The organism is Streptomyces sp. SID8352 (genome assembly GCF_009862265.1).
GTDB lineage: Bacteria > Actinomycetota > Actinomycetes > Streptomycetales > Streptomycetaceae > Streptomyces.
The window spans coordinates 1-24,510 of the sequence record NZ_WWGX01000113.1; the positions used below are offsets into that span (position 1 = coordinate 1).

Below are 24,510 nucleotides of genomic sequence, written 5' to 3' on the forward strand. Positions count from 1 at the left end.
TACAAGCGCCACGTCATCCCGCATCCGGACGGGCTAGGTCACGGGCGGCTCCGGTACTGCGGGGGCCTCGCGAGCCCCGTCGGTCGCCAACTGCGCGCGGGCGGTCGCCACGTCGGTGATGAGCACATCGACGTACCCGCCGGCGAGGGCCGCGCCGATCGCGCGGTGCTTGGCGGCGCCGCCGGCTACGACGACGCGCCGCCGGGCCCGAACGACGGCGTCCAGGGTGCTGCCCACCACGAGGTCGTCCAGCGGGGTCCTGACCGGCAGGCCTGCCGCGTCGAGGAAGCGCTGGTTGAGCTGGCCGACCGCGCCGGCGGCACGCACCCGGGCCAGTTGCTCGGTGGTGAAGTAGTGGTCGCCGGCCTCGAGTCCGCTGTGCACATCGGGCGGACCCACGCCGACGAAGGCGACGTCGAGCCGGTCGAGCAGGTCGAGCGCGCGGCGCACGTGTGCGTCGCCGAGGACGGCGGCCCTCATCGCCGGGGAGGGCATGACGCCGGGCGTGCGCAGAAAGACCGCCTCGGCACCAAGCGCGTGGGCCATCGCCTGGGTCGAGCGCGCGGCGGAGTGCTGCAGCAGCGGCGAGCCGAGGTCACCGAGCATCTCCACGACGTACCGGGCGGCCGGGCGGGAGGCGAGCGGGGTGGCGCGCGCCATTTCCTGCAGGGCCCGGCTCCACGAGGTGAAGCCAACCACCTCGCCGGAGAGGCCGGCCTCGCTGAGGTAGCGCGCGGCCGCGCGGCCGAGGACTACGGCGGTGTCGCCGCGCGCCGGGCCGACCTCGACGACGTGCACCTCCTGGAGCCCGAACCGGTGCTCCAGCTCCTCTTCGAGGTCGGGGTGCAGCCCTTCGGGGACGGCGACGACAGTGCGGACGATGCCGTGGGCCTCGGCCTGTTTCAGCACCCTCGAGACGCGCGCCTGCGACATGTCCAGACGGACGGCGATGTCGCGCTGGCGCAGTCCGTGCACGTGGTAGAGCCGTGAGATCACGGCCATCAGGCGCACCTGCCCGGGCGCCGCGGAGCCCAGGGCGGTCGGGGTACCGGTGCCGGAGAGCAGGGTCATCTCACACCTCCGCCGGGTTCAGCAGTTCGTCGATGCGCTGCAGCACCCAGGTGGGCCGGCGCTCGGGCGGCAGGGCGGCGACCATCTCCTCGGTGCTCTCACCGGTGAGCACGAGGGCCGAGTCGACGCCGACATCGACGGCCATCTCGATGTCGGTGTAGAGCCGGTCGCCGACCATCACGCACTCCGAGGGGGCGAGGCCGAGCACGCCCAGCGCGGTCTCCAACATCACCGCCGAGGGCTTGCCGACGTTGACCTCGCACCGCTTGCCGGTGCTGGCCTCGATCGCGGCGATCACTGCGGCGGCGTCCGGCTCGCCCCGGCCGCCTGGGAAGGGGCAGTAGGCGTCGGGGTTGGTGGCGACCAGCCGGGCGCGGCCGTGTTGCCACAGGGCGTCGAAGGCGATCTGCAGCTTGGCGTAGTCGAAGCCGCGGTCGTAGCTGGCGACGACGATGTCAATCTCCTCGGCCCGGTCGGTAACCCGGAGGCCGGCCTGCTCGATCGCTCGCACCAGCGGCGCCTCACCGATGACGAAGACCGACGCGCCGGGCGCCTCCGCCCGCAGCCAGGCGGCCATGGTGACCACGGGGTTCACGATGTGGCTGACCGGGGTCGGAATCCCGAGGCGGCCGAGCTTGTCGGCGTACATCTGGGGATCGCGGGTGGGGTTGTTGGAAAGGAACAGCGTCTCGCGGCCGCGCTCACGGAGCGTCCTCACCAGGTGCCGCGCGCCCGGGAGCAGTTCGTCGCCGAGGTAGATCGTGCCGTCGAGGTCGAAGAGATAGCCGCGGTAGGGGCGGGGCTCGGTCACGTGCACGTCGTCACCGCCGCCAGCCGGGCGAACAGGTCGCGGTTGACCGGGTAGATGTCGCGGTAGACCTCGTAGATGCCGTCGTAGACGGCGGCGGTCTCGGGCACCGGCTCGTAGGCCGAGGCGGTGCCGCTCATCGCCTCGGTGGCCGCGGCCACCGAGGCGTGGACGCCGACGGCTGCGGCCGCCAGCATGCCGGCGCCGAGGCAGGTGCTCTCGGGCTCCTTCACCACGGTGAGCCGCCGGCGCATGACGTCGGCGATGATCTGGCACCACACCGGGCTGCGGGAGCCGCCGCCGAGGGCGACGACCTCGTTGATCGGTCGGCCCCTCGCCGTCTCGGTACCGGCGGTCAGGAAGCGCTGTTCGAGCGCGATGCCCTCGAGCAGCGCGCGGTAGACGTGGGACTTGCCGTGGATGCCGGTGAGCCCGATCAGCGCGCCCCGCGCGTTGTGGTCCCAGTACGGCGTCAGCGCGCCGGCCCAGTAGGGCAGGGCCAACAGACCCTCGGCGCCGGGCGGCAGCTTGGCGGCGGCGGTCTCCAGGACCTGCTCGGGGGTGAGGTCGAGGCCGAGGGCGCGGGTGTCGACGCCGGAGAACTTCTCCACGAACCAGCTGAGGTTGACCGTGCCGCCGCCGAGGAAGGTCTCCAGCGTGTAGGCGCCGGGGATCGCCGAGGCGAGGGTGCGGAACTCCGTGCCGTGGGCGTACTCGTCGCTGTGCGTGCCCGAGACGATGCCGGAGCCGAGGTTGAGGTAGGCGCGCTCGGGCCCGGTGACTCCGCAGCCGAGCTGGGCGCACTGGCCGTCGCCGGCGCCCGCGACGACCTGCAGCCCCAGCGGCAGGCCGAGTTCGTGGGCGACCTCGGGCAGCAGCGTGCCCAGCACGCTGCCCGGCGGACGCAGTTCGCTCAGCTGGGAACGGGTCAGGCCGGCGGCGGCGAGGAGGCCGTCGCCGTAGTCGAAGGTGGCCATGTCGACCAGGCCCAGCGGGTCGGCGCTGGCCCACGAGGTGACCCACTCGCCGATGAGCCGATGCACCAGGAAGCCCTGGACGTCGACGACCTTGCTGACCCGGGCCATCGTGTCGGGCTCGTGCCGAGCGAGCCAGAGCAGTTTGTACCAGGCGGGGGTCGGGTTGGCCGGCTTGCCGGTGATGCGGTGCACCTCGGCGGTGCCGTACTTCGCGACCTCCTCGGTGGCGCGGGTGTCGAGCCAGAGCATCGCCGGTCGCAGCGGCTTGCCGGCGTGGTCGAGGCACACGAAGGACTCGCGCTGGTGGGTGATGCTCAGCGCGCGCAGGCGAGAGGTGTCGACGGTCTGGACGGCGCGCCTGAGCGCCGACTTGGTAGCCGTCCACCAGTCCTCGGCGTTCTGCTCGCCCCAGCCCGGCCGCGGCTGGCTCAGGTCGAAGACGCGCCGGTTCTCGGAGAGGGCGACGCCGTCGGCCCGCCAGACGACGGCCTTCGCGGCGGTGGTCGAGCAGTCGACGCCGATCACGTAGTCGTCGGTCATCTCAGCTCACCAGCTCCGGACCGTCAGCGGACCGCACGGCGGCCTCGGCACGGGCCAGCACCTCGTCGACCTCGGCGTCGGTCCACCAGCCGAGGAACATCAGCAGGTCGACGACCGTGAAGCGGTTGCGCATGAGGGCGCAGTGGGCGACCGCCCAGCGCCACAGCGGACGGGGGACGAAGGGGTCGAGTTCGGCGGGCGTGGCCGGGGCCCCAGCGGCGCGCAGGGCGGCGGCGATCTCGGCGCTCGGACGAACCAGGCGGCGCAGTTCCGGTTCGTGCCGGTTCCACGCGCGCAGCGCCTCCGCCAGCCGGCCGCGCGCGGCGGTGACCGCGCCGAGCTTGCGCTCGTAGTCGTGCCAGCACTCCGTGGCGATGCCGGCACCGAGGCCGGCGAAGGCGTGCTCGACCCGGGCGCGGGCCCGGCCGGGGTCCAGCACCTCCTCGTCGAAGCTGGGCGCGGCGGTGGTGGCGAGCCGGTCGAGGAGCAGTTCCCAGGCCGCGGCGGCGACGACTGCGGCGGCGCCCACCTGGGCACCGTGCAGTCCGATGGGCAGGTGGTGGCCGGCGTGGTGCTGGTCGAGCATGTGGCTGACCAGGTGCTCGACGCCGGAGAGCACCGCGGTGGTCCCGGCGATGCCGGTCGCCAGACCGCGCAGGGCCAGTGCCCGGGTCAGGGCGGCGACCGCGTCGGGGTCGCCGCCGCGCACCCCGGGCGACCAGGTGTCTATGTCGGCGCCGACGACCTCCAGCAGCCGGATCGGGCCCTCGTGGAAGGTGGTGTCGGTACCGACCAGGTTCGCCAGCCGCCAGTCGGCCGGGGCGGTGAGCATCGAGGTCATCTCGCCGAAGCCGGCGCGGTTCATGCGGGCCGGCGCCTCGGCGATCGTCTCGGCGTCGGCCACGACGGCGTCGGGCCAGCGCGAGGGAACCGTGCGCTTCACCCCGTCGCGCAGCACCACCGACACGTCGTCGGTGTAGCCGTCGACCGAGGCGGCGGTCTGCACCGCGACCAGCACCGGGGCGGGGCCGGAGCCGGCGAACGCCGCGAGCTTGCCGAGGTCGCTGATCGTGCCGCCGCCGAGGGCGACCACGGCGTCGGCGGCGGCCACGCCGCGGACGGCGTCGGCCAGGACGGCGTCGGAGACGTGCAGCTCAGGGTGCCCGTCGTCGAGCAGTACCCGACGGACCTCGAAGCGCTCGGCCAGCTGCCGCTCGACCAGGTCCTTGAGGTCCGCGCCGAGCCGGGTCATCGGCACCGGGTCGACCAGCAGGGCGACGGTGGGTCGGCCGGTCGGCGCCCGGCCCGCCGCGGCGAGCAGTTCCTCGACCGTGGTCGCGACCGCTGTGATCGCGCCCGGCCCGAGCAGCAGCTGCCGAAGCGAGCAGGGGGCGAGCTCGCCCTCGGGGTCGACCTGGCGCAGCAGGTCGCGGACGGGGTGGACGACGTGGGTCGGCACGCTGGTTCCTCTCGGAGCTGGTGGGTCGGTCAGGCGCTTGCCTGGCGGGCCCGGCTGGCACGGTCGGTGAGGACGGCGATGATGATCGCGATGCCGATCACCACGGGCTGCAGGTTGGGCGAGACGTTGAGCAGCGACATGCCGTTGTTGAGCACGCCGATGATCAGCACGCCGATGAAGGTGTTGAGCATGCTGCCGGAGCCGCCGGAGAGGCTGGCGCCGCCGATCACGACGACCGCGATGACGTTGAGCAGGTCTGCGGTGCCGGCGGTCGGCTGGGCGGAGTCCAGGCGGGAGGCGACGATGATGCCGGCGAGCGCGGCGAGCAGGCCGGCAACGACGTACACGGTGATCTTGATGCGGGTGACGTTGAGGCCGGAGAGACGGGCCACCTCGGCGTTGCCGCCGACGGCGTAGAGGGCGCGGCCGCTGGGGCGGAAACGCAGCCAGAAGGCCGTGACCAGGTAGGTGAGCACCAGGATGTAGGCCTCCAGGGGGAAGCCGAGGATGTCGGTGTTGGTGATCGCGAGGTACCAGTCCGGGAAGCCGTTGATGGGGTTGCCGTCGGTCAGGTAGAGCGCCAGGCCGGCGGCGGCCGACATCGTGGCCAGGGTGGCGACGAAGGGCTGGATGCGGCCGTAGGTCGACAGGGCGCCGTTCGTCAGGCCGACCAGGGCGCCGACGGCCAGGCCGGCGAGCACGCAGAAGGCGAAGGGCAGGTGGTGCTCGCGGAAGAGCCAGGCGCTGGTCATCATCGACAGGGCCAGCGTCGAGCCGACCGACAGGTCGATGCCGCCGATGAGGATCACCAGCGCGGCGCCGACGGCCATGATGCCGATGTCGGCGTTCTGGCTGACGATGTTGATGAGGTTACGCTGGGTCAGGAAGTACGGCGACAGGAACGACAGCCCCACCACGAGGGCGATGAGGCCGAGCAGCGGGCCGGGCAGCGCGCGCAGCGCGTTCAGCACGGGGCCCAGCAGGCCGTCGGCCGCACGCTTGCTGCCGGACGGGGCGACGACAGCGCGGGCCGACGTGGTTGTCGTGTCACGGGCCGGGGGAGCGGCCTGGTTCGTGGGCATGGTCACCTTCCTGCTGCGGTAGTGGTGAGCGAGGGCGCGTCGGGCTCGTCGGCTCCGGCCGGGACGGCGAGCTCCATGACGCGCTGGGGTGTGGCCTCCTCGCGGCGCAGGACACCGCGTTGGCGGCCGCCCGACATGACGAGGACACGGTGGGAGAGCCCGAGGACCTCCTCGAGCTCGGAAGAGACGACGATCACCGCGAGGCCCTGTTCGGCGAGCGAGCGGAGGATCTGGTAGATCGCCATCTTGGCGCCGACGTCGACGCCGCGGGTGGGCTCGTCGACGATGAGCACCTTGGGGTCGTGGACCAGCCACTTGCCGATCAGGACCTTCTGCTGGTTGCCGCCCGACATCGAGCGGACCGGCAGCGCCATGTCGCCGCGGATGTCGAGGCGGGCACGCTGCTCGGCCGCGATCTTCTTCACCGTGCGGCCGGTGAGCACGCCGCCGGTGGTGAGGCGGCCTTCCCAGGGCAGCGTGATGTTGTCGGCGGCGGAGCGGTTGAGGTGCAGGCCCTGGCCCTTGCGGTCCTCCGGCACCAGCACCACGCCAGCCTTGATGGCCGAGCGGGGGCTGGTGCAGGGCAGCCGGCGTCCTTCGACGTGGACCTCGCCGGCGTCCGGCCGGTCGAGGCCGGCGATCGCCCGCACCACCTCGGTGCGGCCGGCGCCGACCAGGCCGGCGATGCCGAGCACCTCGCCGGCGGCGACGTCGAAGCAGATGTCCTCGAAGACGCCGGTGCGGCTCAGGCCGCGTACCTTGAGGACGATGTCGGCGCGGCTGGGCTTGGGCGGCACGTGCTCGTAGGTGAACTCGCGGCCCACCATCGCGTTGACCAACTGCTCCTTGGCAACGCTGCTGTCCTGCCAGGACGCGACCCGCGAGCCGTCGCGCAGGCAGACGATCTCGTCGCAGACGTCGCGGACCTCGTCAAGGCGGTGGGAGATGTAGACGACGCCGGCGCCGCGCTCGCGCAGCGCCCGGATCCGGTCCAGGACATGCTCGGTCTCACTCTCGCCGAGTGAGGCCGACGGCTCGTCGAAGACGACGTAGCGGGGATGGCGGCTGAGCGCCTTGGCGATCTCGATCTCCTGCTGGACCGCCATCGACAGTCCGCGCACCAGACGCCGGGGGTCGAGGTCGGCACCGAGCGAGGCGAGCAGGTCGGCGGCCTCCCGGTTCATCCGGTCGCGGTCGATGCGGCCCCGGCGCCGCGGCTGACGGCCGAGGAAGATGTTCTCGGCGACTGACAGGTCGGGCAGCAGCCGGATCTCCTGGTGGATCAGCACCACGCCCTCGCGCAGCGCCTCGGCGGGGCTGCCGGGGCTGTAGGGCTGCCCGTCGAGCGTCATGATGCCGGCGTCGGGCTGGGCCACACCGGTGATCAGCGAGCTGAGGGTCGACTTGCCGGCCCCGTTCTCGCCGATCAGGCCGACCACGGTGCCGGGTCGGACGGCGAAGTCGACTGCCTTCACCACGGTCACGTCGCTGTAGGTCTTCACCAGGCCGGTGCACACCAGGCCGGCGTTCGCGCCGTCTCCTGCGCGGTTCATCTCGCCTCCCTCTCAGGAGTGACTCGTGGGACCACGAGGCGGTGCTGGCTGAGCCGGGTCGTGCTGGGAGGCTCGGTGGGCGCAGCACCGCACGGGTCGCCGCTGGGCTCGGAAGTCGGTCAGCCGGCCGTCACTTGGCGGACCGCGCGTCGGGGCCGTAGAAGTCCTCGACCTTGTTGCTCCTGACCGTCTTCGCGTCGATGAGCGTCGTGTCCTGGTACTGCTCGGCGGGGATGTCGTCGCCCTTGCCATCCATCAGCGCGATCGCGTTGCGGACAGCGAGCTGGCCCATCACGTAGGGCTTCTGCGCCATGGTGGCCTGGGTCAGGCCGCTTTCGACGGCGTCGAACATCGTCGGGAACCCGTCGATGCCGACGGAGAAGATCTCCCTGCCCGCCTTCTTGGCGGCCTTGGACGCGCCGATCGCCATCGCGTCGCTCTCGCCGAAGACGGCGTCGAGCCGGGGGTTCGCGGTGAGGACGTTCTGGGTAGCCTTGAACGCCTGGGTCTCGTCCCAGTTCGCGGTCTCCTCGGCCACCACCTTGATGCCGGGGTTCTCCTTGATCGCCTTCTTGCAGCCCTCGGTGCGCTGGATCTCCGCGGTGGAGCCGAGCACCCCGTGCAGGATGGCGATCTCGCCCTCGCCTCCGATCTGCTCGAACATCCAGGTGCAGAGGTCGTAGGCGGCCTTGACACTGTCGGTCGCGATGTAGGTCGCGAGCTTGCCCTCGCCCGACTCGGGCCGCTGGTCGACGGCGATGACCGGGACGTCGGCCTGGTTGGCCGCGCGCACGCCGGCGGCTGCGGCGGTGGAGTCCTGCGAGGTGAAGATGAGGGCCCCGATCTGCTGGGTGAGCAGGTCGTTGACCTGCTTGACCTGGGCCGAGGAGTCGTTGTTGGCCGAGGTGATCTTGATTTCGTAGCCGTGCTTCTTGGCCTCGGCCTTGATGCCGGCGACCTCGGCGACGTAGAACAGCGACTTCTGGTCGGCGACCGAGACACCGATGACCTTCTTGCCGCTGCCATCCGCGGTGGACCCTTCGCCACAGGCGGCCAGCGACAGGGCAGTGAGTCCGAAAACAGCCGCGGTGCAGGCACCGCGCATGGTCGAGGAACGGGGAGTCATCGCATCTTCCCTTGAGTGAGTGCTGATCCCACCATCGAGTGTGCATATAAATTCATGCCCTCAATGAGAATGCATCGTAGTCTGTGGCATCTATCACGCAAGGTCAAGCCCCCTTGCGGGAACGCGGCAGGGCCACGGTGCGGAGCACACCCCGGAAAGGGGCGCGAAAACGTCGTCGCTACCGGGGCTCCGGGGACCCCGGCGGACACCGCGCCCAGCACACGGAGCATCCGTCGTCAACCGCTGCGCACCGCATTCAACCGGCCCTTCCCGGCACCCGCCGACGGCGCCGGGAACAGCGCCTCGGGTCGTGCGCAAAGGGAGAGTTGACCGGGAGTATGGCCTTACGACCCGTATGGCTCCGGTTCGCGGAATCGCGTGTTTGATGCCCTGCCCTGCCCGCGCGAATGGCGCCGCCGCAATCAACCCGGCCTGGGTCGGGCACGCCGTCCTCCCGTACGGGGGCCCGCACGGTCCGCCCATACAGGGCCAGGCGCACCATCCGTCCGTACGGGGTGAGTGGGCAACTGCCGTACCGGGCTCAGCTGTGGTGGTGGATCACCGGTCGCTCACACCGGTCCCGGCGGGAAGGCGGGCGGGCCGGTGCCCGCGATCGGCTCCCGACGCACCCCGCCGGCCGAGGGCGAGCGACCGCTCGCCCTCGGCCGGCCTCAGCTGTCGGACAGGAAGTCAGGGACCGCCGGTCAGAGAGCCGGAGACCTCTCGGCCGGGGAGCCAGAGACCGACGGAATCACTCCTCCTCTTCCCCACCCCCGCTCGTAACCCCGGCGCGCAGGGCCGACTTCCAGATGAGACCTGCGTGTTCGTCTCCGCTGGTCACATGGGGCGGGACGAGCGCGAGCCGCAGTTCGGCGGCCGCTGCGACACCGACAACACCCCGTGGACTGATCCGGTTCTCCCAGCCGGTGAAGCGCCGGCTCGGCGGTGAGGGCCGCTGCGGGCGCTCGCTCCGCAGCGGCTGCCCCAGCAGGTGACGTTCGCCCGTCAAGGAGCGGCGGCGTCCGATGTGTGCTCCGGAGTCCCTGCTCGAATAACTCAAAACTCGGGGGAGCACCGGCCGGAAGCCCTCGTACGGGACGTATTCGGCCGTTCGGGCGGTGCGGCCAGTGGGGCCCGCTGCTCGAAGAACCCGAGGCAGCGTGCCGGACATCGCGACGGGGTGAATGTCGCCGGGTTCGCTCTCCGCGACGCACCGGGCGGAGTGCGACGGACACGTCGCCCGACCGGATCAGGCGATCGTCACACCGGATCGGGGGATGAGAGGGTCAGGACTCGCAGGGACGCGCGGGCCAGGGCGCCTCGGCCGGACGCAGGGCGTCCAGGCCGTCACCCTGCTGCGCCGCGACGAACGCAAGCACCCCGACCACCAGGCAGTTGTTGTGCAGGTCGCCGGCAAGCACACCGCGCACCAGCTCATCGACCGGCACTCGGGCCAGCTCCATGTCGAGCTCCTCGTGTTCGGCCTCGAAGCGCTCGCCGTCCACCTCGGACAGTGTGCGGGCCAGGAAGATCCGTACGGCCTCGTCGCAGCCGCCAGCGGTGGGGTACACGTCGGTCAGCACCCGCCAGTCCTCGGCCTTGACATGCGCCTCCTCATACAGCTCGCGCTGGGCGGCGTGCAGCGGGTTCTCGCCGGGCACGTCGAGCAGCCCGGCCGGGATCTCCCACAGCCGCTGCCGCACCGGGTGGCGGTACTGGCGGACCAACAGCACCCGGTCCTCGTCGTCGAGGGCCAGGACGGCCACGGACCCCGGGTGCACCTGGTAGTCGCGGCGGGCCACGGAGCCGTCGGGCATGACCACCTCGTCGGTACGGACCGAGGTCTTGTTCCCGACGAACGGAGTCTCTGTCGCCCGGATCTCCCACCCCTCGGGGACGTCCTTGATCGTCACGTCCTGTCCTTCCACACGTACCCGCAGAAAACACCCCATGCCAAAACCGAAGCACCTGCCTCTTGGAGGCCTGCTCCCCGGGCCACCGTATACCGCCTCCGGCGCTCCAAGATCAGGCCAGCCCGCACGGGAGCGAGACCGGTACCGTCGGGAGACCCCATCGGGGATGCCGTGCCGGTACCGCAACGACTCGGGTCGCCTGCGAAGCAGAATCCCAGTTCACCGAGGCTGCGGGCGGCCCCGTTGGCCGAGCTCCGCTTGACATGGGTCCGGGCCCGGGAGGGGAGCAGTCAAAGATCTGCGTGCCTCACTCAAGCAGCCGCGTCACTGTCCGTGGGCCGCATGGCTATGTCCCCAAGTTGCGAGCTGCGGGTTCTAGCCACAGGTCTGGGGGAACTTCACTTCGGCATCGGTGACCGGCCTGGCCGGCCACTGGTAGTAGGGCTGGCGGGCCAGCTTGAGTACCCGGCACGTCACCGCCACCGGCACCCGGTAAGGGGCGCACCGGCGACGGCCAGCTCACGGAGCGGATGCATCATTTTGCCGGCAGGTTCGCCTGCGACAAATACGCCGCAGCCCGGCGCAGGACCTCGTTCTCCTGCTCCAGCAGCCGGATTCGCTCGCGGCCTCGCGCAGCTCAGCCAACTCACCCGAAACCGGTGCGGACCTGGCGCCCTCGTCGGTCTCGGCGCGGCGCAGCCACTTCGACAGCGTGATCGGGTGGACGCCGAAGTCGGCGGCCCACCTCAGCGTGACGCCGGGCTTGCGGCTACGCGCGACCCGCACGACGCCCTGGCGAAACTCCTTCGGATACGGCTTGGGCACTGCAACATCCGTCCAGGCCGCCTCTCAGCAAGCCAGGTCACGTGTCACTCATCCGTGCAGCAGTCCCTACGTGTCTCCGAACTCAGCGGCCTGAGCTACCGAGGCCGGTAGGCGGTGGCCAGCACGGAGACGGTGACCTGGTCGAGTAGGAGAACGTCATCGTGGAGGTCTGCAGGGTTCAGACGGCGCGCGCTTGGAGTCATCCCCACCAGGTCGAGGGCTACTGCCTGACCAAGGACGCGACGTACTCGATCCGCTGGGTATCGGCGGCCTCGAAGAAACGATCCAGCCTTGCGTAGATGCTCTTCATCGGTCGGATCGACCGTTCGCGGCGGGAGCTGCTGGGCCTCGCGTCGAACGCCGAGGGGCCAGTTTCCGGATTTTCTCCGGTACCGGCCTCGACAGCCCTAGGTCCAGTCCGGGGCCGCCGTACAGCCGTTCGCCGGGCCGGCTGTGACGAGGACGTCGCGGTAGCAGCCGGTCGCGGACAGGGCGGTGGCCAGTGTCGCCGCCGCGCGTGCTGACTCCGTGAGGAAGGCGCAAGTCGGTCCCGAGCCCGAGACCAGGCCGGCCAGGGCGCCGTGCTCTGGCCCCAGTCGCAGCGTGTCCGCCAGCTCCGGGCGCAGGGACAGGGCGGCTTCCTGAAGGTCGTTGACGTCCTTGACGGCCGCCGCGAGCAGGGCGGCGTCGCCGCTGTTCAGTGCATCCGTCACCTCCGCCACCCGCTCCTGCGTGGGCCGCTCGCCGTCGGCAAGCCGCGTCCGCCGCAGCCGGTCGTACTCCTGGAAGATCGCCGGGGTGGCCAGGCCGTGCGGTGACACCGCGAAGACCCAGTGGAACACCCCGGCGTCGGAAATCTCCAGCGGAGTGAGGAGTTCACCGCGTCCGGTGCCCAGCGCGACCCCGCCGTACAGCGGGAAGCCGACGTCGCTGCCCAGTTCGGCGGCCAGGAGGAGTAGTTCCTCCCGGGAGAGGCCAAGGCCACACAGCGCGTCGCAGCCCACCAGCGCCGCCGCCGCGTCGGCGCTGCCTCCGGCCATGCCGCCGGCGACGGGGATGCGTTTGTCGATGTGGACGGCGACAGACGGTTCGACCCCGGCGGCGCGGGCGATCAGGCGGACAGCCCGCGCCGCCAGATTGCCGTCACCGGCGGGGATGTCGGCTGCGCCGGGGCCCCGGACGGTGACGGTGAGCCGCGGTGCGGGGGCGAGCCGCACCACGTCGTGGAGGCCGACCGCCAGGAAGACGGTGGTGAGTTCGTGGTAGCCGTCCGGGCGGCGGGGGCTCACCGACAGCGCCAGGTTGACCTTGCCCGGCGCCCGGACGGTGATGCCCGCCCGGCGGCCCCCTCCGGCCTGGCTCATGCCGTGCGGACCGGCTGTCCAGCGACGAGCGGGTGGTCGCGCTCGACCGGGCCGAGGCTGCTGGCGCCGCCGGGCGAGCCTAGCTCGTCGAAGAACTCGACGTTCGCCTTGTGGTAGTCCGTCCACTCCCCCGGCACGTCGTCCTCGTAGAAGATCGCATCGACGGGGCAGACCGGTTCGCAGGCGCCGCAGTCGACGCATTCGTCCGGGTGGATGTACAGGGACCGCCGGCCCTCATAGATGCAGTCGACGGGGCATTCCTCGATGCAGGCCTTGTCCTTGACATCCACACAGGGCTGGGCGATGACGTAGGTCACGGATGCTTCCTTTTGCTCGTGTCGCTGTCGGTGTGCGGTGCTCGTCGGGGGCTCAGGCCCCGACCGTCCAGGTGTCGTTGCCGGCCAGCAGCGCGGCCAGGTCGCCCCGGCCCCACCCGGCGACGGCCCGCTCCAGCTGGTCGTCCATCAGCCGGTCGTAGACGGGGCGCCGTACGGTGCGCAGGACCCCGATGGGCGTGGGATGCCGTAGCCGGGAGAGGGCGAAGGCGGCGGTGGGGTCGGGGTCCGCGACGTCGTGGACAGCCTCTCGGCGTCCGGGGTGAGCCGGTAGGGCTTGCCGTGCTCCAGGCGCAGCAGGGCGTCGTCGCGGGTGGCGGGGTTCTTGAGGGCGTCGAAGGCGCCGTCGTTGAAGATGTTGCAGTTCTGGTAGATCTCCACCAGGGCCGTGCCGGGGTGGGCGGCGGTCTGGCGCAGGACGTCCGTGAGATGCCCCCGGTCGGAGTCGATCGTGCGGGCGGCGAAGGACGCCTCCGCGCCGATGGCCAGCGACAGCGGGTTGAACGGCTCGTCGAGGGAGCCCATCGGGCTCGACTTGGTGACCTTGCCCTGCTCGCTGGTCGGCGAGTACTGGCCCTTGGTCAGCCCGTAGATCTGGTTGTTGAACAGCCGGATCTTGAGGTTGACGTTGCGGCGCAGGGCGTGGATCAGATGGTTGCCGCCGATGGACAGCGCGTCGCTGTCGCCGGTGACCACCCACACCGACAGGTCGGTGCGGGCGCAGGCCAGGCCGGTCGCGATGGCGGGGGCGCGGCCGTGCACGGAGTGCATGCCGTAGGTGTTCATGTAGTAGGGGAAGCGGGAGGAGTAGCCGATGCCCGAGACGAAGACGATGTTCTCGCGGGCGATACCCAGCTCCGGCATGAAGCCCTGGACGGCGGCGAGGATCGCGTAGTTCCCCGCAGCCGGGGCACCAGCGCACCTCCTGGTCGGACTTGAGGTCCTTCGCGGTGAGCGGGAGGTCAGTGGGCACCGGGGTCCTCCGTGTCTTCTGCGTTCTCCTCGATCACAGCGGCCAGCTGCGCGGCCTTGAACGGCATGCCGGAGACCTGGGTGTGGGAGCGCACGTCCACCAGGAACCGCCCGCGCAGCAGCAGCGCGAGCTGGCCGAGGTTCATCTCCGGCACCAGGGCCCGGTCGTAACGGCGCAGCACCGCACCGAGATTGGCGGGGAAGGGGGTGAGGTGGCGCAGATGCGCGGTGGCGACCCGGCCTCTGGCGGCCCGCACCGCACGCACCGCCGCGGTGATTGGACCGTACGTCGATCCCCAGCCCAGTACCAGCAGCCCGGCGTCCCCGAAGGGGGCGTCGACCTCCAGGTCGGGGACGGCGATACCGTCGATCCTGGCCTGGCGGGTGCGGACCATGAAGTCGTGGTTGGCGGAGTCGTAGGAGATGTTGCCCGTGCCGTCCTGCTTCTCGATGCCGCCGATGCGGTGTTCGAGGCCCGGGGTACCGGGGAGCGCCCAAGGGCGGGCCAGGGTCTCGGGGTCGCGCAGATACGGCCAGAAGGAGCCGTCGGGGCGATTCGGCGCGGTGGCGAACTCCACTCGCAGATCGGGCAGTTCGGCTACGTCGGGGATGCACCAGGGCTCGGAGCCGTTGGCGAGGTAGCCGTCGGAGAGCAGGAACACCGGGGTGCGGTAGGTGAGCGCGATCCGCGCCGCCTCCAGGGTCGCGTCGAAGCAGTCGGCCGGGGTATGCGGGGCGATCACCGGGACGGGGGCCTCGCCGTTGCGGCCGTACATCGCCTGGAGCAGGTCCGCCTGCTCGGTCTTGGTCGGCAGGCCGGTCGAGGGGCCGCAGCGCAGGATGTCGACGACCAGGAGGGGGAGTTCGAGGGAGACGGCGAGACCGATGGTCTCCGACTTCAGGGCCACGCCCGGCCCGGACGTCGTCGTCACCGTCAGTGATCCGCCGAAGGCGGCGCCGAGGGCCGCGTTCTTGTGCCGCGACAGCTCGTGCAGGATGTCCGAGGTCGGGGTGATCGGGTACGAGCCGAGGAACAGCGGCAGTTGCGCGCGCTCGGCGGCGGCCACCAGGCCCAGGGCGAGGGCGAGGTTGCCGGAGATGTTGCGGTGGCGGCCCGGGGTGAAGGCGCGCTTCGCCGGGGCGACCTCGTAGGAGACGGCGAACGACTCCGTGGTCTCGCCGTAGTCCCAGCCCGCCCGGAAGGCGGTCACGTTGGCCTCGGCCAGCTGCGGCTTCTTGGCGAACTTGGTGCGCAGGAACTTCTCGGTGCCCTCGGTGGGCCGGTGGTACATCCAGGACAGCAGGCCCAGATCGAACATGTTCTTCGCCCGCTCCGCGTCCTTGCGGGTGAGTCCCGAGTCCTTGAGCGCCTCGACGGTCAGCGTGGTCAGCGCCACTGGGTGCACCCGGTACGCCTCCAGCGTGGCGTCGTCCAGCGGGCTGGTACTCCAGCCACCTTCGTGAGGGCGCGCCGGGTGAACTCGTCGGTGTTGACGATGACTTCAGCGCCGCGCGGCAGATCGGCCAGGTTGGCCTTGAGTGCGGCCGGGTTCATCGCGACCAGGACGTCCGGGGCATCGCCGGGGGTGACGATGTCGTGGTCGGCGAAGTGCACCTGGAACGACGACACTCCGGGCAGGGTGCCTGCGGGGGTGCGGATCTCGGCGGGGAAGTTCGGCAGCGTCGACAGGTCGTTGCCGAGGCCGGCCGTCTCCGCCGTGAACCGGTCGCCGGTCAGCTGCATGCCGTCGCCGGAGTCACCGGCGAAGCGGATCACGACCCGGTCGAGCTGTCTGACGGCGGTCGGTGTGCTCACTTGGCGGTCTCCTGCCCGGCGGACGGGGCGGCCCCGGAAGAGTCGTCGACGTCGTCTTCGTCCTGCCGCATCAGCTCCGCAAGCTTGAACGCCTCCTCGATGAGCGTCTCGACGATCTTCGACTCGGGGACGGTCCTGACGACCTCGCCCTTGACGAAGATCTGCCCCTTGCCGTTGCCGGAGGCGACACCGAGGTCCGCTTCCCTGGCCTCGCCGGGTCCGTTCACCACGCACCCCATGACGGCCACGCGCAGCGGGATGTCCATGCCCTCCAGGCCCGCGGTGACCTCTTCGGCCAGCTTGTACACGTCGACCTGGGCGCGGCCGCAGGACGGGCAGGAGACGATCTCCAGGCCGCGCTGCTTGAGGTTCAGGGACTCCAGGATCTGGATGCCGACCTTGACCTCCTCCGCGGGCGGCGCGGACAGCGAGACGCGGATCGTGTCGCCGATGCCCTGGGAGAGCAGCACGCCGAAGGCGACGGCCGACTTGATCGTGCCCTGGAATGCCGGGCCCGCCTCCGTCACGCCGAGGTGCAGCGGGTAGTCGCACTGGGCGGCGAGCTGCTTGTACGCCTCGATCACGACGACCGGGTCGTTGTGCTTCACCGAGATCTTGATGTCCCGGAAGTCGTGCTCCTCGAAGAGCGACGCCTCCCACAGCGCCGACTCGACCAGGGCCTCCGGCGTCGCCTTGCCGTACTTCTGGAGGAGACGCCGGTCCAGCGAGCCCGCGTTCACGCCGATGCGGATCGGAGTGCCGTGGTCCTTGGCGGCCCGCGCGATCTCCTTGACCTTGTCGTCGAACTGCTTGATGTTGCCGGGGTTCACCCGGACCGCGGCACACCCGGCCTCGATGGCGGCGAACACGTACTTCGGCTGGAAGTGGATGTCCGCGATCACCGGGATCTGCGACTTGCGCGCGATCGTCGAGAGGGCGTCCGCGTCATCCTGCGTGGGGCAGGCGACGCGGACGATCTGGCAGCCGGACGCGGTGAGTTCGGCGATCTGCTGGAGGGTCGCGCCGATGTCGGACGTGCGGGTCGTGGTCATGGACTGGACCGAGACCGGGGCGTCGCCGCCCACGGGTACGGTCCCTACCTGGATCTGACGGCTGGTACGTCGTCGGGCCAGCCTCGGCGGCACCGTCGGCACTCCGAGAGCGACAGGCATGACAGTTCCCCAAGAGGGTCGGCCGGTCCGGGCGGACCGGGCTGTGGACATGCTGAGGACAGGCGTGGCGGCGGGAGCGGGCGCGCCTGGTGAGCGGCTTGCGGGGCGGGCGGTCGGCGGGGGCGTCGCCGTGCGGGTGGACGTCGACCGCCCCTCGGGGTGCGCGGTGTCAGCCGACGCCGAGTTCGGCGGTGGCCTGCTGTGGGGCCTGCCATCCGGGGGGCAGGGCCTCCAGCAGAGCGTGGGTGAGATGGCGGGGCGTGAGGCCGCTGGCCTCCAGGACGTCGGAGCGTGAGCCGTGGTCGAGGAAGCGCTGCGGGATGCCGAAGACGTGCACCGGCACTCCCGATCTGGCGTCGCTGAGCGCCTGGCCGACGTGCGCCCCGACCCCGCCGGCCCGGCCGCTGTCCTCGACCGTGGCGACCAGCAGATGGTCGAGGGCGAGCCCGGTCAGCTCGGGTGGCACCGGCTTGATCCAGCGGGGGTCCACGACCGTGACGCCGACGCCCCGCTCGGCCAGCCGTTCCGCGACGTCGAGGCAGGTGGCAGCCATGGCGCCGACGGAGATCAGGAGGATGTCGGGACGCTCGCCGCGGTGCAGGACGTCGAGCCCGGCACAGACGTCCACGGCCGGGATGTCCGCTCCGCTGGAGCCCTTGGGGAAGCGCAGGGCTGTGGGGCCGTCGTCGCAGGCCACGGCCTCCCGCAGGACTCGGCGCAGGGTGGCGGCGTCGCGTGGGGCGGCCAGCCGCAGGCCGGGCACCAGGTTCAGCAGCGACAGGTCCCACATGCCGTTGTGCGAGGGGCCGTCGTCGCCGGTCACGCCGGCCCGGTCCAAGACGAAGGTCACCGGGGCGCGGTGCAGGGCCACGTCCATCAGAAGCTGGTCGAAGGCCCGGTTGAGGAAGGTGGCGTACAGGGCGACGACCGGGTGCATCCCGCCGAGGGCCAGTCCGGCGGCGGCGGTTACGGCGTGTTGTTCGGCGATGCCGACGTCGATGACGCGCTCGGGGTGGCGGCGGGCGAACTCGCTGAGCCCGGTGGGGTCGAGCATGGCCGCGGTGATGGCGACCACGTCCGGCCGGTCGGCGGCGAGGTCGGCCAGCTCGCTGCCGAATACGGACGTCCAGCTCGGTGCGCCCCCCGGTTTCTGGGCGGAGGCGGCGCGCACGGCGTGGAAGCGGTCCGTGTCGTCCTGTTCGGCGGGGAGGTGGCCGCGGCCCTTCTCAGTGACGCAGTGCACCACCACGGGCCTGCGCAGGGCGACGGCCTCGCGCAGCGCCGTCTCCACGGCCTCGATGTCATGGCCGTCCACCGGGCCGAGGTAGGCGAGACCCAGGTTCTCGAAGAAGGCTTGCGGGGCATCGCCCGCGCGCAGGTCGGCGAGGTGCGCGGCGACGGCGCCGATGGTGGGGGCGTAGGAGCGGCCGTTGTCGTTGAGGACCACGACGACGGGGCGTTCGGGGGCGGCCGCGATGTTGTTGAGGGCTTCCCAGGCCATGCCCCCGGTGAGTGCGCCGTCGCCGAGCACGGCGACCACGGCGCGGTCGCTCTGTCCGAGCAGGGCGTTGGCGCGGGCGAGGCCGTCCGCCCAGGACAGGGAGGTCGAGGCGTGGGAGTTCTCGATGACGTCGTGCTCGGACTCGGCACGGCTGGGATACCCCGACATCCCGCCGGTCCGGCGGAGCGTGGCGAGGGCTTCGGTGCGGCCGGTGAGGATCTTGTGGACGTAAGCCTGGTGGCCGGTGTCCCACAGGATCTTGTCCCGGGGGGAGTCGAAGACGCGGTGCAGGGCGATGGACAGTTCGACGACCCCGAGGTTGGGGCCGAGGTGGCCGCCGTTGACGGCGCAGGTGTCCACCAGCAGCCGCCGGATCTGCGGGGCCAGTTCCCGGGCCGCGTGCGGGGACAGGGCACGCAGGTCCTCCGGCCCCCGGATGTCCTCCAGGTGTGGCATGGCGCACCCCTCTTTCTCCCGTGGCGGATTCATCGCGCCCCACCGGGTGCGGGCGAGACCTCGCCGGCCAGCGGTGTCTGCGGGACGCGGCCGGTGAGCGGGTCGGCCAGCCGGCCGGGCATGGAGAACACGACGTCCTCGGCGATGCCCCGCTGGAGCTCGACGTGGTCGAGGCCGAGTTCGGCGAGCCGGGCGACGAGCCCGTCGACGAGGATCTCCGGGGCGCTGGCCCCGGCGCTGATGCCGACCGACGAGACGCCCTTCAGCCAGGCCGCCTCAAGGTGCTGTTCGTCGGGCACCAGATGGGCGGCGGCGCCGTGGTCGCGGGCCACCTCGACCATGCGCAGCGAGTTGCTGGAGTTGCCGGAGCCGACGATCAGGACCAGCTCGTTGTCGCGGGCGAGGTCCTTGACGGCGTTCTGCCGGTTCTGGCTGGCGTAGCAGATGTCGTCCCCGGGGGTGATCAGGTCGGTGAAGCGGGCGCGCAGGGCCTCGACCACGCGCTCGGTCTCGTCGAACGAGAGGGTGGTCTGGGTGAGGACGGCGACCGGGGTGTCGTTGGGCAGGCCGAGGCGCTGTACGTCGTCCTCGGTCTCGATGACGACGATCCGGTCGGGGGCCTCCCCGAGGACGCCCTCGACCTCCTCGTGGCCCTCGTGCCCGACGAGGAGGATGGTGCGGCCGTCGCGGGCGAAGCGCACCGCTTCCTGGTGGACCTTGGAGACCAGCGGGCAGGTGGCGTCGATGACTTCGAGCTGTCGGCTGGCGGCGGCGGAGCGCACTCCGGGGGAGACGCCGTGCGCGGAGAACACGCAGACCGCGCCCTGCGGTACCTCCTCCTCGCTGTCGACGAAGACCGCGCCGCGTTTCTCCAGCTCGGAGACGATGTAGTGGTTGTGCACGATCTCCTTGCGTACGTACACGGGCGCCCCGTGCAGGTCCAGCGCCCGCTCGACGATGCCGATGGCGCGCCTTACGCCCGCGCAGAAGCCGCGAGGCTGGGCCAGGACGACGTTTCCCTCTCTCACGTCACACCACCCCCGGCACGGGGACGGCGGCGGCCGTCCGGCGCGGGGTGCGGGCGTCCAGCCTCAGGCGCAGCCGGCGCGGGTGGTAGACGGTGGCCAGCGGGACCGGGCGGATGTCCATGCCGGGCTCGCAGGTCACCCGCCAGCGGCCGAGGATGGTGGCGAGCCCCAGGATGGCCTCGGTGCGTGCGTAGAGGTCGCCGATGCACTTGCGGGCGCCGGTGCCGAACGGCACGTAGGCGTGGCGGGAGGCCGGCGCGATCCGGTCCGGGAGCCAGCGGTCGGGGTCGAACTTCTTGGGGTCGGCGAAGGCTTCCTCGTACTGGGCGACCGCGGCGGGGCTGAAGACGACGGTGGAGCCGGTGGGCAGCTGCCGGCCCGCGAGTTCGGTCGGGGCGGCGGTGAGGCGGGTGAACAGCCAGGCTGGCGGGTGCAGTCGCAGCGTCTCGGAGATGATCCGGTCGGCGAGGGAGAGGTTCGGCAGGTCGTCCCACTGCGGGGCGCGGCCGTCGAGGACGGTGTCGATCTCGTCGTAGAGCGCGGCCTCGATCTCCGGGTGCTGGGAGAGGAGGTAGAAGACCCAGGTGAGGGTGCCGGCGACGGTCTCGGTGCCGGCCGCCATGACGGTGATGACCTGGTCGTGGATCTCCTTGTCGCCGAGCCGGCCGCCGTCGTCGTCGCGGGAGGCGAGCAGGGCGGCGAGCAGGTCGTCACGCTCGGTGTCGGAGCTGCGGTAGTCGTCGATGAGGTGCTGGGTGGTCTCGTGCAGGAAGTCCAGGTTGCTCTTGTAGCGGCGCTGGGACGGCAGGGGCAGCCGGCGGATCGAGGCGGGCAGGAACATCTGCCGGAACAGGCCGTTGAGGACGACGTCGAAGGAACGTTCCACCTTCGCGGCCAGCTCGGGGCTGACGGGGGTGGAGTAGAGGGTGCGGCCGACCGTGCGCAGGGCCATGCCGTACATCTCCTGGAAGGCGTCGACGACCATGCCGTCCTCCCAGCGCGACGCCGTGTCCTCGATCTCGGCGTGCATGGCCTCGGCGTACCGCTTGAGCTGGCCGCGGGTGAACGCCGACTGCATCAGCCGGCGCTGGCGGCGGTGGTCGGCGAACGGGCAGGTGACCAGGCCGTTGCCGGCGATGTCACGGGCGCGGTCGTAGAAGATGCCGCCCTTGTCGAAGACGCGGTCGTTGGTCAGGACCTGCCGCAGCAGTTCGGGGTGGGTCGGGACGTAGGCCGTGGTGGGGCCGATCTTGATCTCGACCAGGTCGCCGTGGGCCGACAGCGAGGTCATGAAGTTCACGGGGTGGCGCATCATCTGCAAGGCGTGTCCCACGACGGGGAGCGCCCCGGGCGCCGCTCCCGCCGAGAAGGTGGTCTGCTCCGTCATTCGATTCTCAACTTCCCGTCTCTGCTGGTCTGGTGCGGTGCTGGTGGGCAACTGCTAGCGGGCGGGGCTGCCGAGCTCCTCCAGGTAGCCCTGGGCACCCGCGGCGAGCGCGAACTCGGCGTCGTAGCGGCCCGAGGAGCGGTGCCAGTCGTAGGAGCCGCGGATCACGGTGCGCACGGCGTCGTTGCGGTAGCGCTCCAGGCCCTCGCGCTCGGCCTCGTCGAGCCGGTAGATGTCGGCGACCTGCGGCAGGCAGGACTCCAGCAGGAGGTACTGCTCCAGGCGGGCGCGTACCTCGCTCTGGATGTGGGAGACGCTGCGGTCCCTGGCCCAGCCGTGTTCCCGGCGCAGGATCATGACCATATTGTTCTGCTCGCCGCGGGCCTCCTCCTTCTCCAGCGAGGCGATGTCGTTGAGCAGCAGGTTGACGTCGACGGCGATCTGGAGCATCGCGGAGAGCACGGCGCTGTCGAAGACCCGGTGCGGCACCTCGAAGCGGCCCGCGCGCTCGGCGAGGTCGACCGTGGGCTGCACCCCGATGGTCTGCCGGCGTACGGCCAGGTACTGGGCGGCGGAGTTGTACGGCGTATTCCAGAACCGGCTCTCCGCCTCGTCGACGTAGCCGTCGAAATAGCTGCGCCAGTGCCGGGCGCTGCGCGCGCACCAGGCGGGTGTCATGCCCTCGCGGGTACGCCGCCAGAGGTCGGCGAAGCCGTGGGCGATGGGGGGCGCGGTGTCGGGGAGGGGGTCGTCCAGTGCTGCCGCGACCGCGTCGGTGAGCTCTTTGGTGTCTTCCGGGTTCTCGCCGCGCGGCCCGTCGAATAGGTCGTCGAAGAGGAAGAACCAAGACATCAGGTCCACGCCCAGGTCCAGGTCGGCGCCGGTGGCGTGGGGGTAGAAGCGGGAGGCCAGGTCGGCGTAGCCGCCGCGCAGATGACGTTCGGCCGCCGCCTCGGAGTTGATCAGGCCGAGCGAGCGCGGCCAGACGAGCTGCTCGGCGTCGGCGCGGGCGTGGTCCGGGCTCTGCCGGCCCGGCAGGGGTATGTGGAAGTCGACATCCTGGGGCATGAGGGAATCCTTGGGGGTGGGGTCAGGGAGATGCGGCGGGCAGGTTGTGCCCTGGCGGGGTGCTGTGCCGGTCGGAGCGTCGGAAGCTGGAGAGGGGTGTACGGGTACGGGGGCCGGCCCGGCCTCAGACCTGGCGGTCGACGACGAACCGACCGAGCGTGAGGAGTTCGTCCCGCGCGCCGGCGTCTAGGTCGACACCGCGCAGGGCGTCCTCGGCCAGCGCCATGCGCCGGGCGGCCTCGGCCAGCGCCCAGTCGCGGCCGCCGGCGCCCTCGATCAGCCCGGCCACGCGCCGCAGTTCCTCCTCATCGGGTTCGCCGGGGGTGGTGAGCCAGGCGGCGAGTTCGTCGCTGAGCGGGCCGTCCTGGTTCAGTACGTGGCTGACCGGCAGGGACTTCTTGCGGGAGCGCAGGTCGGAGTGGACCGACTTGCCGGTGACGGCGGGGTCGCCCCAGATGCCGAGAACGTCGTCGATGAGCTGGAAGGCGACGCCGACCTGGTCGCCGTAGAGCGCCAGCGCGTCCACCGTCGCCTCCGGTGCCCCGGCGAGGACGGCGCCGATCGCGGCGCTCGCCGACAGCAGCGCGCCGGTCTTGCCGGCGGCCATGTCGACGCACTCCTCGACGGTGACGTGCGGGCGCTTTTCGAAGGACAGGTCCTGGACCTGGCCGCGGATCAAATGCCGGGTGGCGCGTGTCAGCAGCCGGGCGGCCGGCGCCGCCGTGGGCAGCCCGGTGTCCAGCAGCACCTCCTGGGCGAGCGCCAGCATCGCGTCACCGGTCAGGATGGCGCTGGAGGGGCCCCACAGCTTCCACACCGTGCGCCGGTGGCGGCGCTCCTCGTCGCCGTCCATCAGATCGTCGTGCACCAGGGAGAAGTTGTGCACAAGTTCCACGGCGACGGCGCCTGGCAGGCCGACCTCCGGCGGTGCGCCGACCGCCTCGGCCGACAGCAGCGCGAGTGCGGGCCGTACGGCCTTGCCGGCGTCGGCGTTGGTGGGTGCGCCGCCGGCGGTGATCCAGCCCAGGTGATAGGCCGCCTGGTGACGTGAGCGGTGGTCGAGCCGGTCGACGGCGGCGCGCAGTGCCGGGGTGATCGTGACCCGGCTGTGGGTGAGGCAGGCGGGGGCGGTTCTCATGCGGCGGCCTCCGCGCGCCAGGGGCCGGTGGGGTCGTCGAAGATGCTGACGACCTGGCGCATGATGCGCCGTTCGGCCGGGTCGAACGCCTGCTTGGCGTGGATGGTGCCGAGCTGGTCCCACATGACGATGTCCCCGGGCTGCCAGGTGTGCGCGTAGGTGTACCGGGGTTTGCCCGCGTGCGTCAGCAGTTCGTCGAGCAGCTTGCGGCTGGCGTCGGGGGCGAGGTCCACGATCCGCTTGGTGTTGAGGGTGCTGATGTAGACCGACTGGCGGCCGGTGCGCGGGTTGCGGGCGATGAGGGGGTGGATGGTGGAGGTGCCGTCCTCGGGCTGGATCTGCGCGGTGCTCTCGTCGAGGGACACCTCGCCCTGGAGTTCCTCCTCGATGGTCTCCTCGTACCCGGTGCGCAGGGCGTGCCGGACCCGGTAGGTGTGCAGGAGTCGGCGCTCCTCGGACGACAGCGACTCGTACAGGGAGTACATGTCGGTGAAGAGCGTCTCCCCGCCGCCGGAGGACGGCACTTCCACGGCCTCCAGGAAGCCGACCTGGGCGACGCGGGGGCGGAAGGAGTAGTCGGTGTGCCAGCCCATCCATCCGGCGTCGCCGACGCCGATCTTGCGGCCGTCCTCCTCCAGGTTGGAGACGATCAGGATCTCGTTGTGGTCGGGGTGGGCGCCGCTGGTCAGACCGGTCTTCGGGATGTACCCGAAGCGGCGGCCGAAGGCCAGGAACTCCTCGTCGGTGGGGGTCTCGTGGCCGCGGAAGACGAGGACGAGACGTGTGTCGAGCGCCGCCCAGATCTCGTCGTACTGGGCCTTGTCCATGTCACCGGTGACCTGGGCGCCGTGCACGACGGCGCCGAGAGCGGCGCCGGGTATCGGCGTTACGTCCATGGGCGTTGCCGCCTTTCACAGAG

Annotated in this window: 18 protein-coding genes and 2 pseudogenes; all 20 read right to left on the reverse strand. The window is 71.3% G+C overall.

The genetic code is table 11. The features are described from left to right. Window positions 1-33: 33 nt before the first annotated feature. Window positions 34-1,071, reverse strand: a complete 1,038-nt coding sequence (locus GTY84_RS32070) for a sugar-binding domain-containing protein (protein ID WP_161229947.1) — start codon at window positions 1,069-1,071, stop codon at window positions 34-36. Window position 1,072: 1 nt separating this feature from the next. Next, window positions 1,073-1,882 carry an HAD-IIA family hydrolase gene (locus GTY84_RS32075; protein ID WP_202552512.1) on the reverse strand — a complete coding sequence of 270 codons (810 nt, stop codon included), beginning with the start codon at window positions 1,880-1,882 and terminating at the stop codon, window positions 1,073-1,075. Further along, window positions 1,879-3,396 (reverse strand): FGGY family carbohydrate kinase, encoded by a 1,518-nt coding sequence (locus GTY84_RS32080; RefSeq protein WP_161229949.1) that lies wholly within the window; start codon window positions 3,394-3,396, stop codon window positions 1,879-1,881. The genes GTY84_RS32075 and GTY84_RS32080 overlap by 4 nt, the downstream gene beginning before the upstream one ends. Window position 3,397: 1 nt before the next feature. Continuing rightward, entirely contained in the window at window positions 3,398-4,855 is a 1,458-nt protein-coding gene (locus GTY84_RS32085) for an iron-containing alcohol dehydrogenase (protein ID WP_161229950.1), read from the reverse strand. Between the two features lie 29 nt (window positions 4,856-4,884). Continuing rightward, on the reverse strand, window positions 4,885-5,937 hold the full coding sequence (locus tag GTY84_RS32090) for an ABC transporter permease (RefSeq protein WP_161229951.1): 1,053 nt from the start codon (window positions 5,935-5,937) through the stop codon (window positions 4,885-4,887). A 2-nt stretch (window positions 5,938-5,939) separates the two neighbouring features. Then, the gene (locus GTY84_RS32095) at window positions 5,940-7,490 is read right to left on the reverse strand and encodes a sugar ABC transporter ATP-binding protein (RefSeq protein ID WP_161229952.1); all 1,551 of its coding nucleotides are present in this window, start codon (window positions 7,488-7,490) and stop codon (window positions 5,940-5,942) included. A gap of 130 nt (window positions 7,491-7,620) precedes the next feature. After that, entirely contained in the window at window positions 7,621-8,616 is a 996-nt protein-coding gene (locus GTY84_RS32100; RefSeq protein ID WP_161229953.1) for a substrate-binding domain-containing protein, read from the reverse strand. Between the two features lie 1,286 nt (window positions 8,617-9,902). Continuing rightward, window positions 9,903-10,529, reverse strand: coding sequence for an NUDIX hydrolase (locus GTY84_RS32105; protein WP_161229954.1), 627 nt, complete (start codon window positions 10,527-10,529; stop codon window positions 9,903-9,905). A gap of 519 nt (window positions 10,530-11,048) precedes the next feature. Next, on the reverse strand, window positions 11,049-11,354 hold the full coding sequence (locus GTY84_RS33255) for a transposase (RefSeq protein WP_202552514.1): 306 nt from the start codon (window positions 11,352-11,354) through the stop codon (window positions 11,049-11,051). Window positions 11,355-11,761: 407 nt separating this feature from the next. Then, window positions 11,762-12,718, reverse strand: coding sequence for a 4-(cytidine 5'-diphospho)-2-C-methyl-D-erythritol kinase (locus GTY84_RS32115; protein ID WP_161229955.1), 957 nt, complete (start codon window positions 12,716-12,718; stop codon window positions 11,762-11,764). Further along, window positions 12,715-13,035 carry a ferredoxin gene (gene fdxA, locus GTY84_RS32120; protein ID WP_161229956.1) on the reverse strand — a complete coding sequence of 107 codons (321 nt, stop codon included), beginning with the start codon at window positions 13,033-13,035 and terminating at the stop codon, window positions 12,715-12,717. The genes GTY84_RS32115 and fdxA overlap by 4 nt, the downstream gene beginning before the upstream one ends. A gap of 52 nt (window positions 13,036-13,087) precedes the next feature. Beyond that, window positions 13,088-14,026 (reverse strand): annotated as a pseudogene (locus tag GTY84_RS32125) (2-oxoacid:ferredoxin oxidoreductase subunit beta). Next, window positions 14,016-15,841 (reverse strand): annotated as a pseudogene (locus tag GTY84_RS32130) (2-oxoacid:acceptor oxidoreductase subunit alpha). The pseudogenes GTY84_RS32125 and GTY84_RS32130 overlap by 11 nt, the downstream one beginning before the upstream one ends. After that, window positions 15,838-17,013 carry a flavodoxin-dependent (E)-4-hydroxy-3-methylbut-2-enyl-diphosphate synthase gene (ispG, locus tag GTY84_RS32135; RefSeq protein WP_161229957.1) on the reverse strand — a complete coding sequence of 392 codons (1,176 nt, stop codon included), beginning with the start codon at window positions 17,011-17,013 and terminating at the stop codon, window positions 15,838-15,840. The pseudogene GTY84_RS32130 and the gene ispG overlap by 4 nt, the downstream one beginning before the upstream one ends. A gap of 169 nt (window positions 17,014-17,182) precedes the next feature. Further along, window positions 17,183-18,970 (reverse strand): 1-deoxy-D-xylulose-5-phosphate synthase, encoded by a 1,788-nt coding sequence (locus tag GTY84_RS32140; RefSeq protein ID WP_161229958.1) that lies wholly within the window; start codon window positions 18,968-18,970, stop codon window positions 17,183-17,185. A gap of 29 nt (window positions 18,971-18,999) precedes the next feature. Further along, window positions 19,000-19,998 carry a 4-hydroxy-3-methylbut-2-enyl diphosphate reductase gene (gene ispH / locus GTY84_RS32145; RefSeq protein WP_161229959.1) on the reverse strand — a complete coding sequence of 333 codons (999 nt, stop codon included), beginning with the start codon at window positions 19,996-19,998 and terminating at the stop codon, window positions 19,000-19,002. Between the two features lies 1 nt (window position 19,999). Then, window positions 20,000-21,385: a pentalenene oxygenase gene (gene ptlI / locus GTY84_RS32150; protein ID WP_161229960.1), complete on the reverse strand. Its 1,386-nt coding sequence runs from the start codon at window positions 21,383-21,385 to the stop codon at window positions 20,000-20,002. Between the two features lie 54 nt (window positions 21,386-21,439). After that, the gene (gene ptlA / locus GTY84_RS32155; protein WP_161229961.1) at window positions 21,440-22,453 is read right to left on the reverse strand and encodes a pentalenene synthase; all 1,014 of its coding nucleotides are present in this window, start codon (window positions 22,451-22,453) and stop codon (window positions 21,440-21,442) included. 124 nt (window positions 22,454-22,577) lie between these two features. Then, a complete protein-coding gene (locus tag GTY84_RS32160; RefSeq protein ID WP_161229962.1) occupies window positions 22,578-23,591 on the reverse strand; it encodes a polyprenyl synthetase family protein in 1,014 nt (337 codons plus the stop codon). Beyond that, window positions 23,588-24,487, reverse strand: coding sequence for a neopentalenolactone/pentalenolactone F synthase (gene ptlD / locus GTY84_RS32165; RefSeq protein WP_161229963.1), 900 nt, complete (start codon window positions 24,485-24,487; stop codon window positions 23,588-23,590). The genes GTY84_RS32160 and ptlD overlap by 4 nt, the downstream gene beginning before the upstream one ends. Window positions 24,488-24,510: the final 23 nt, after the last annotated feature.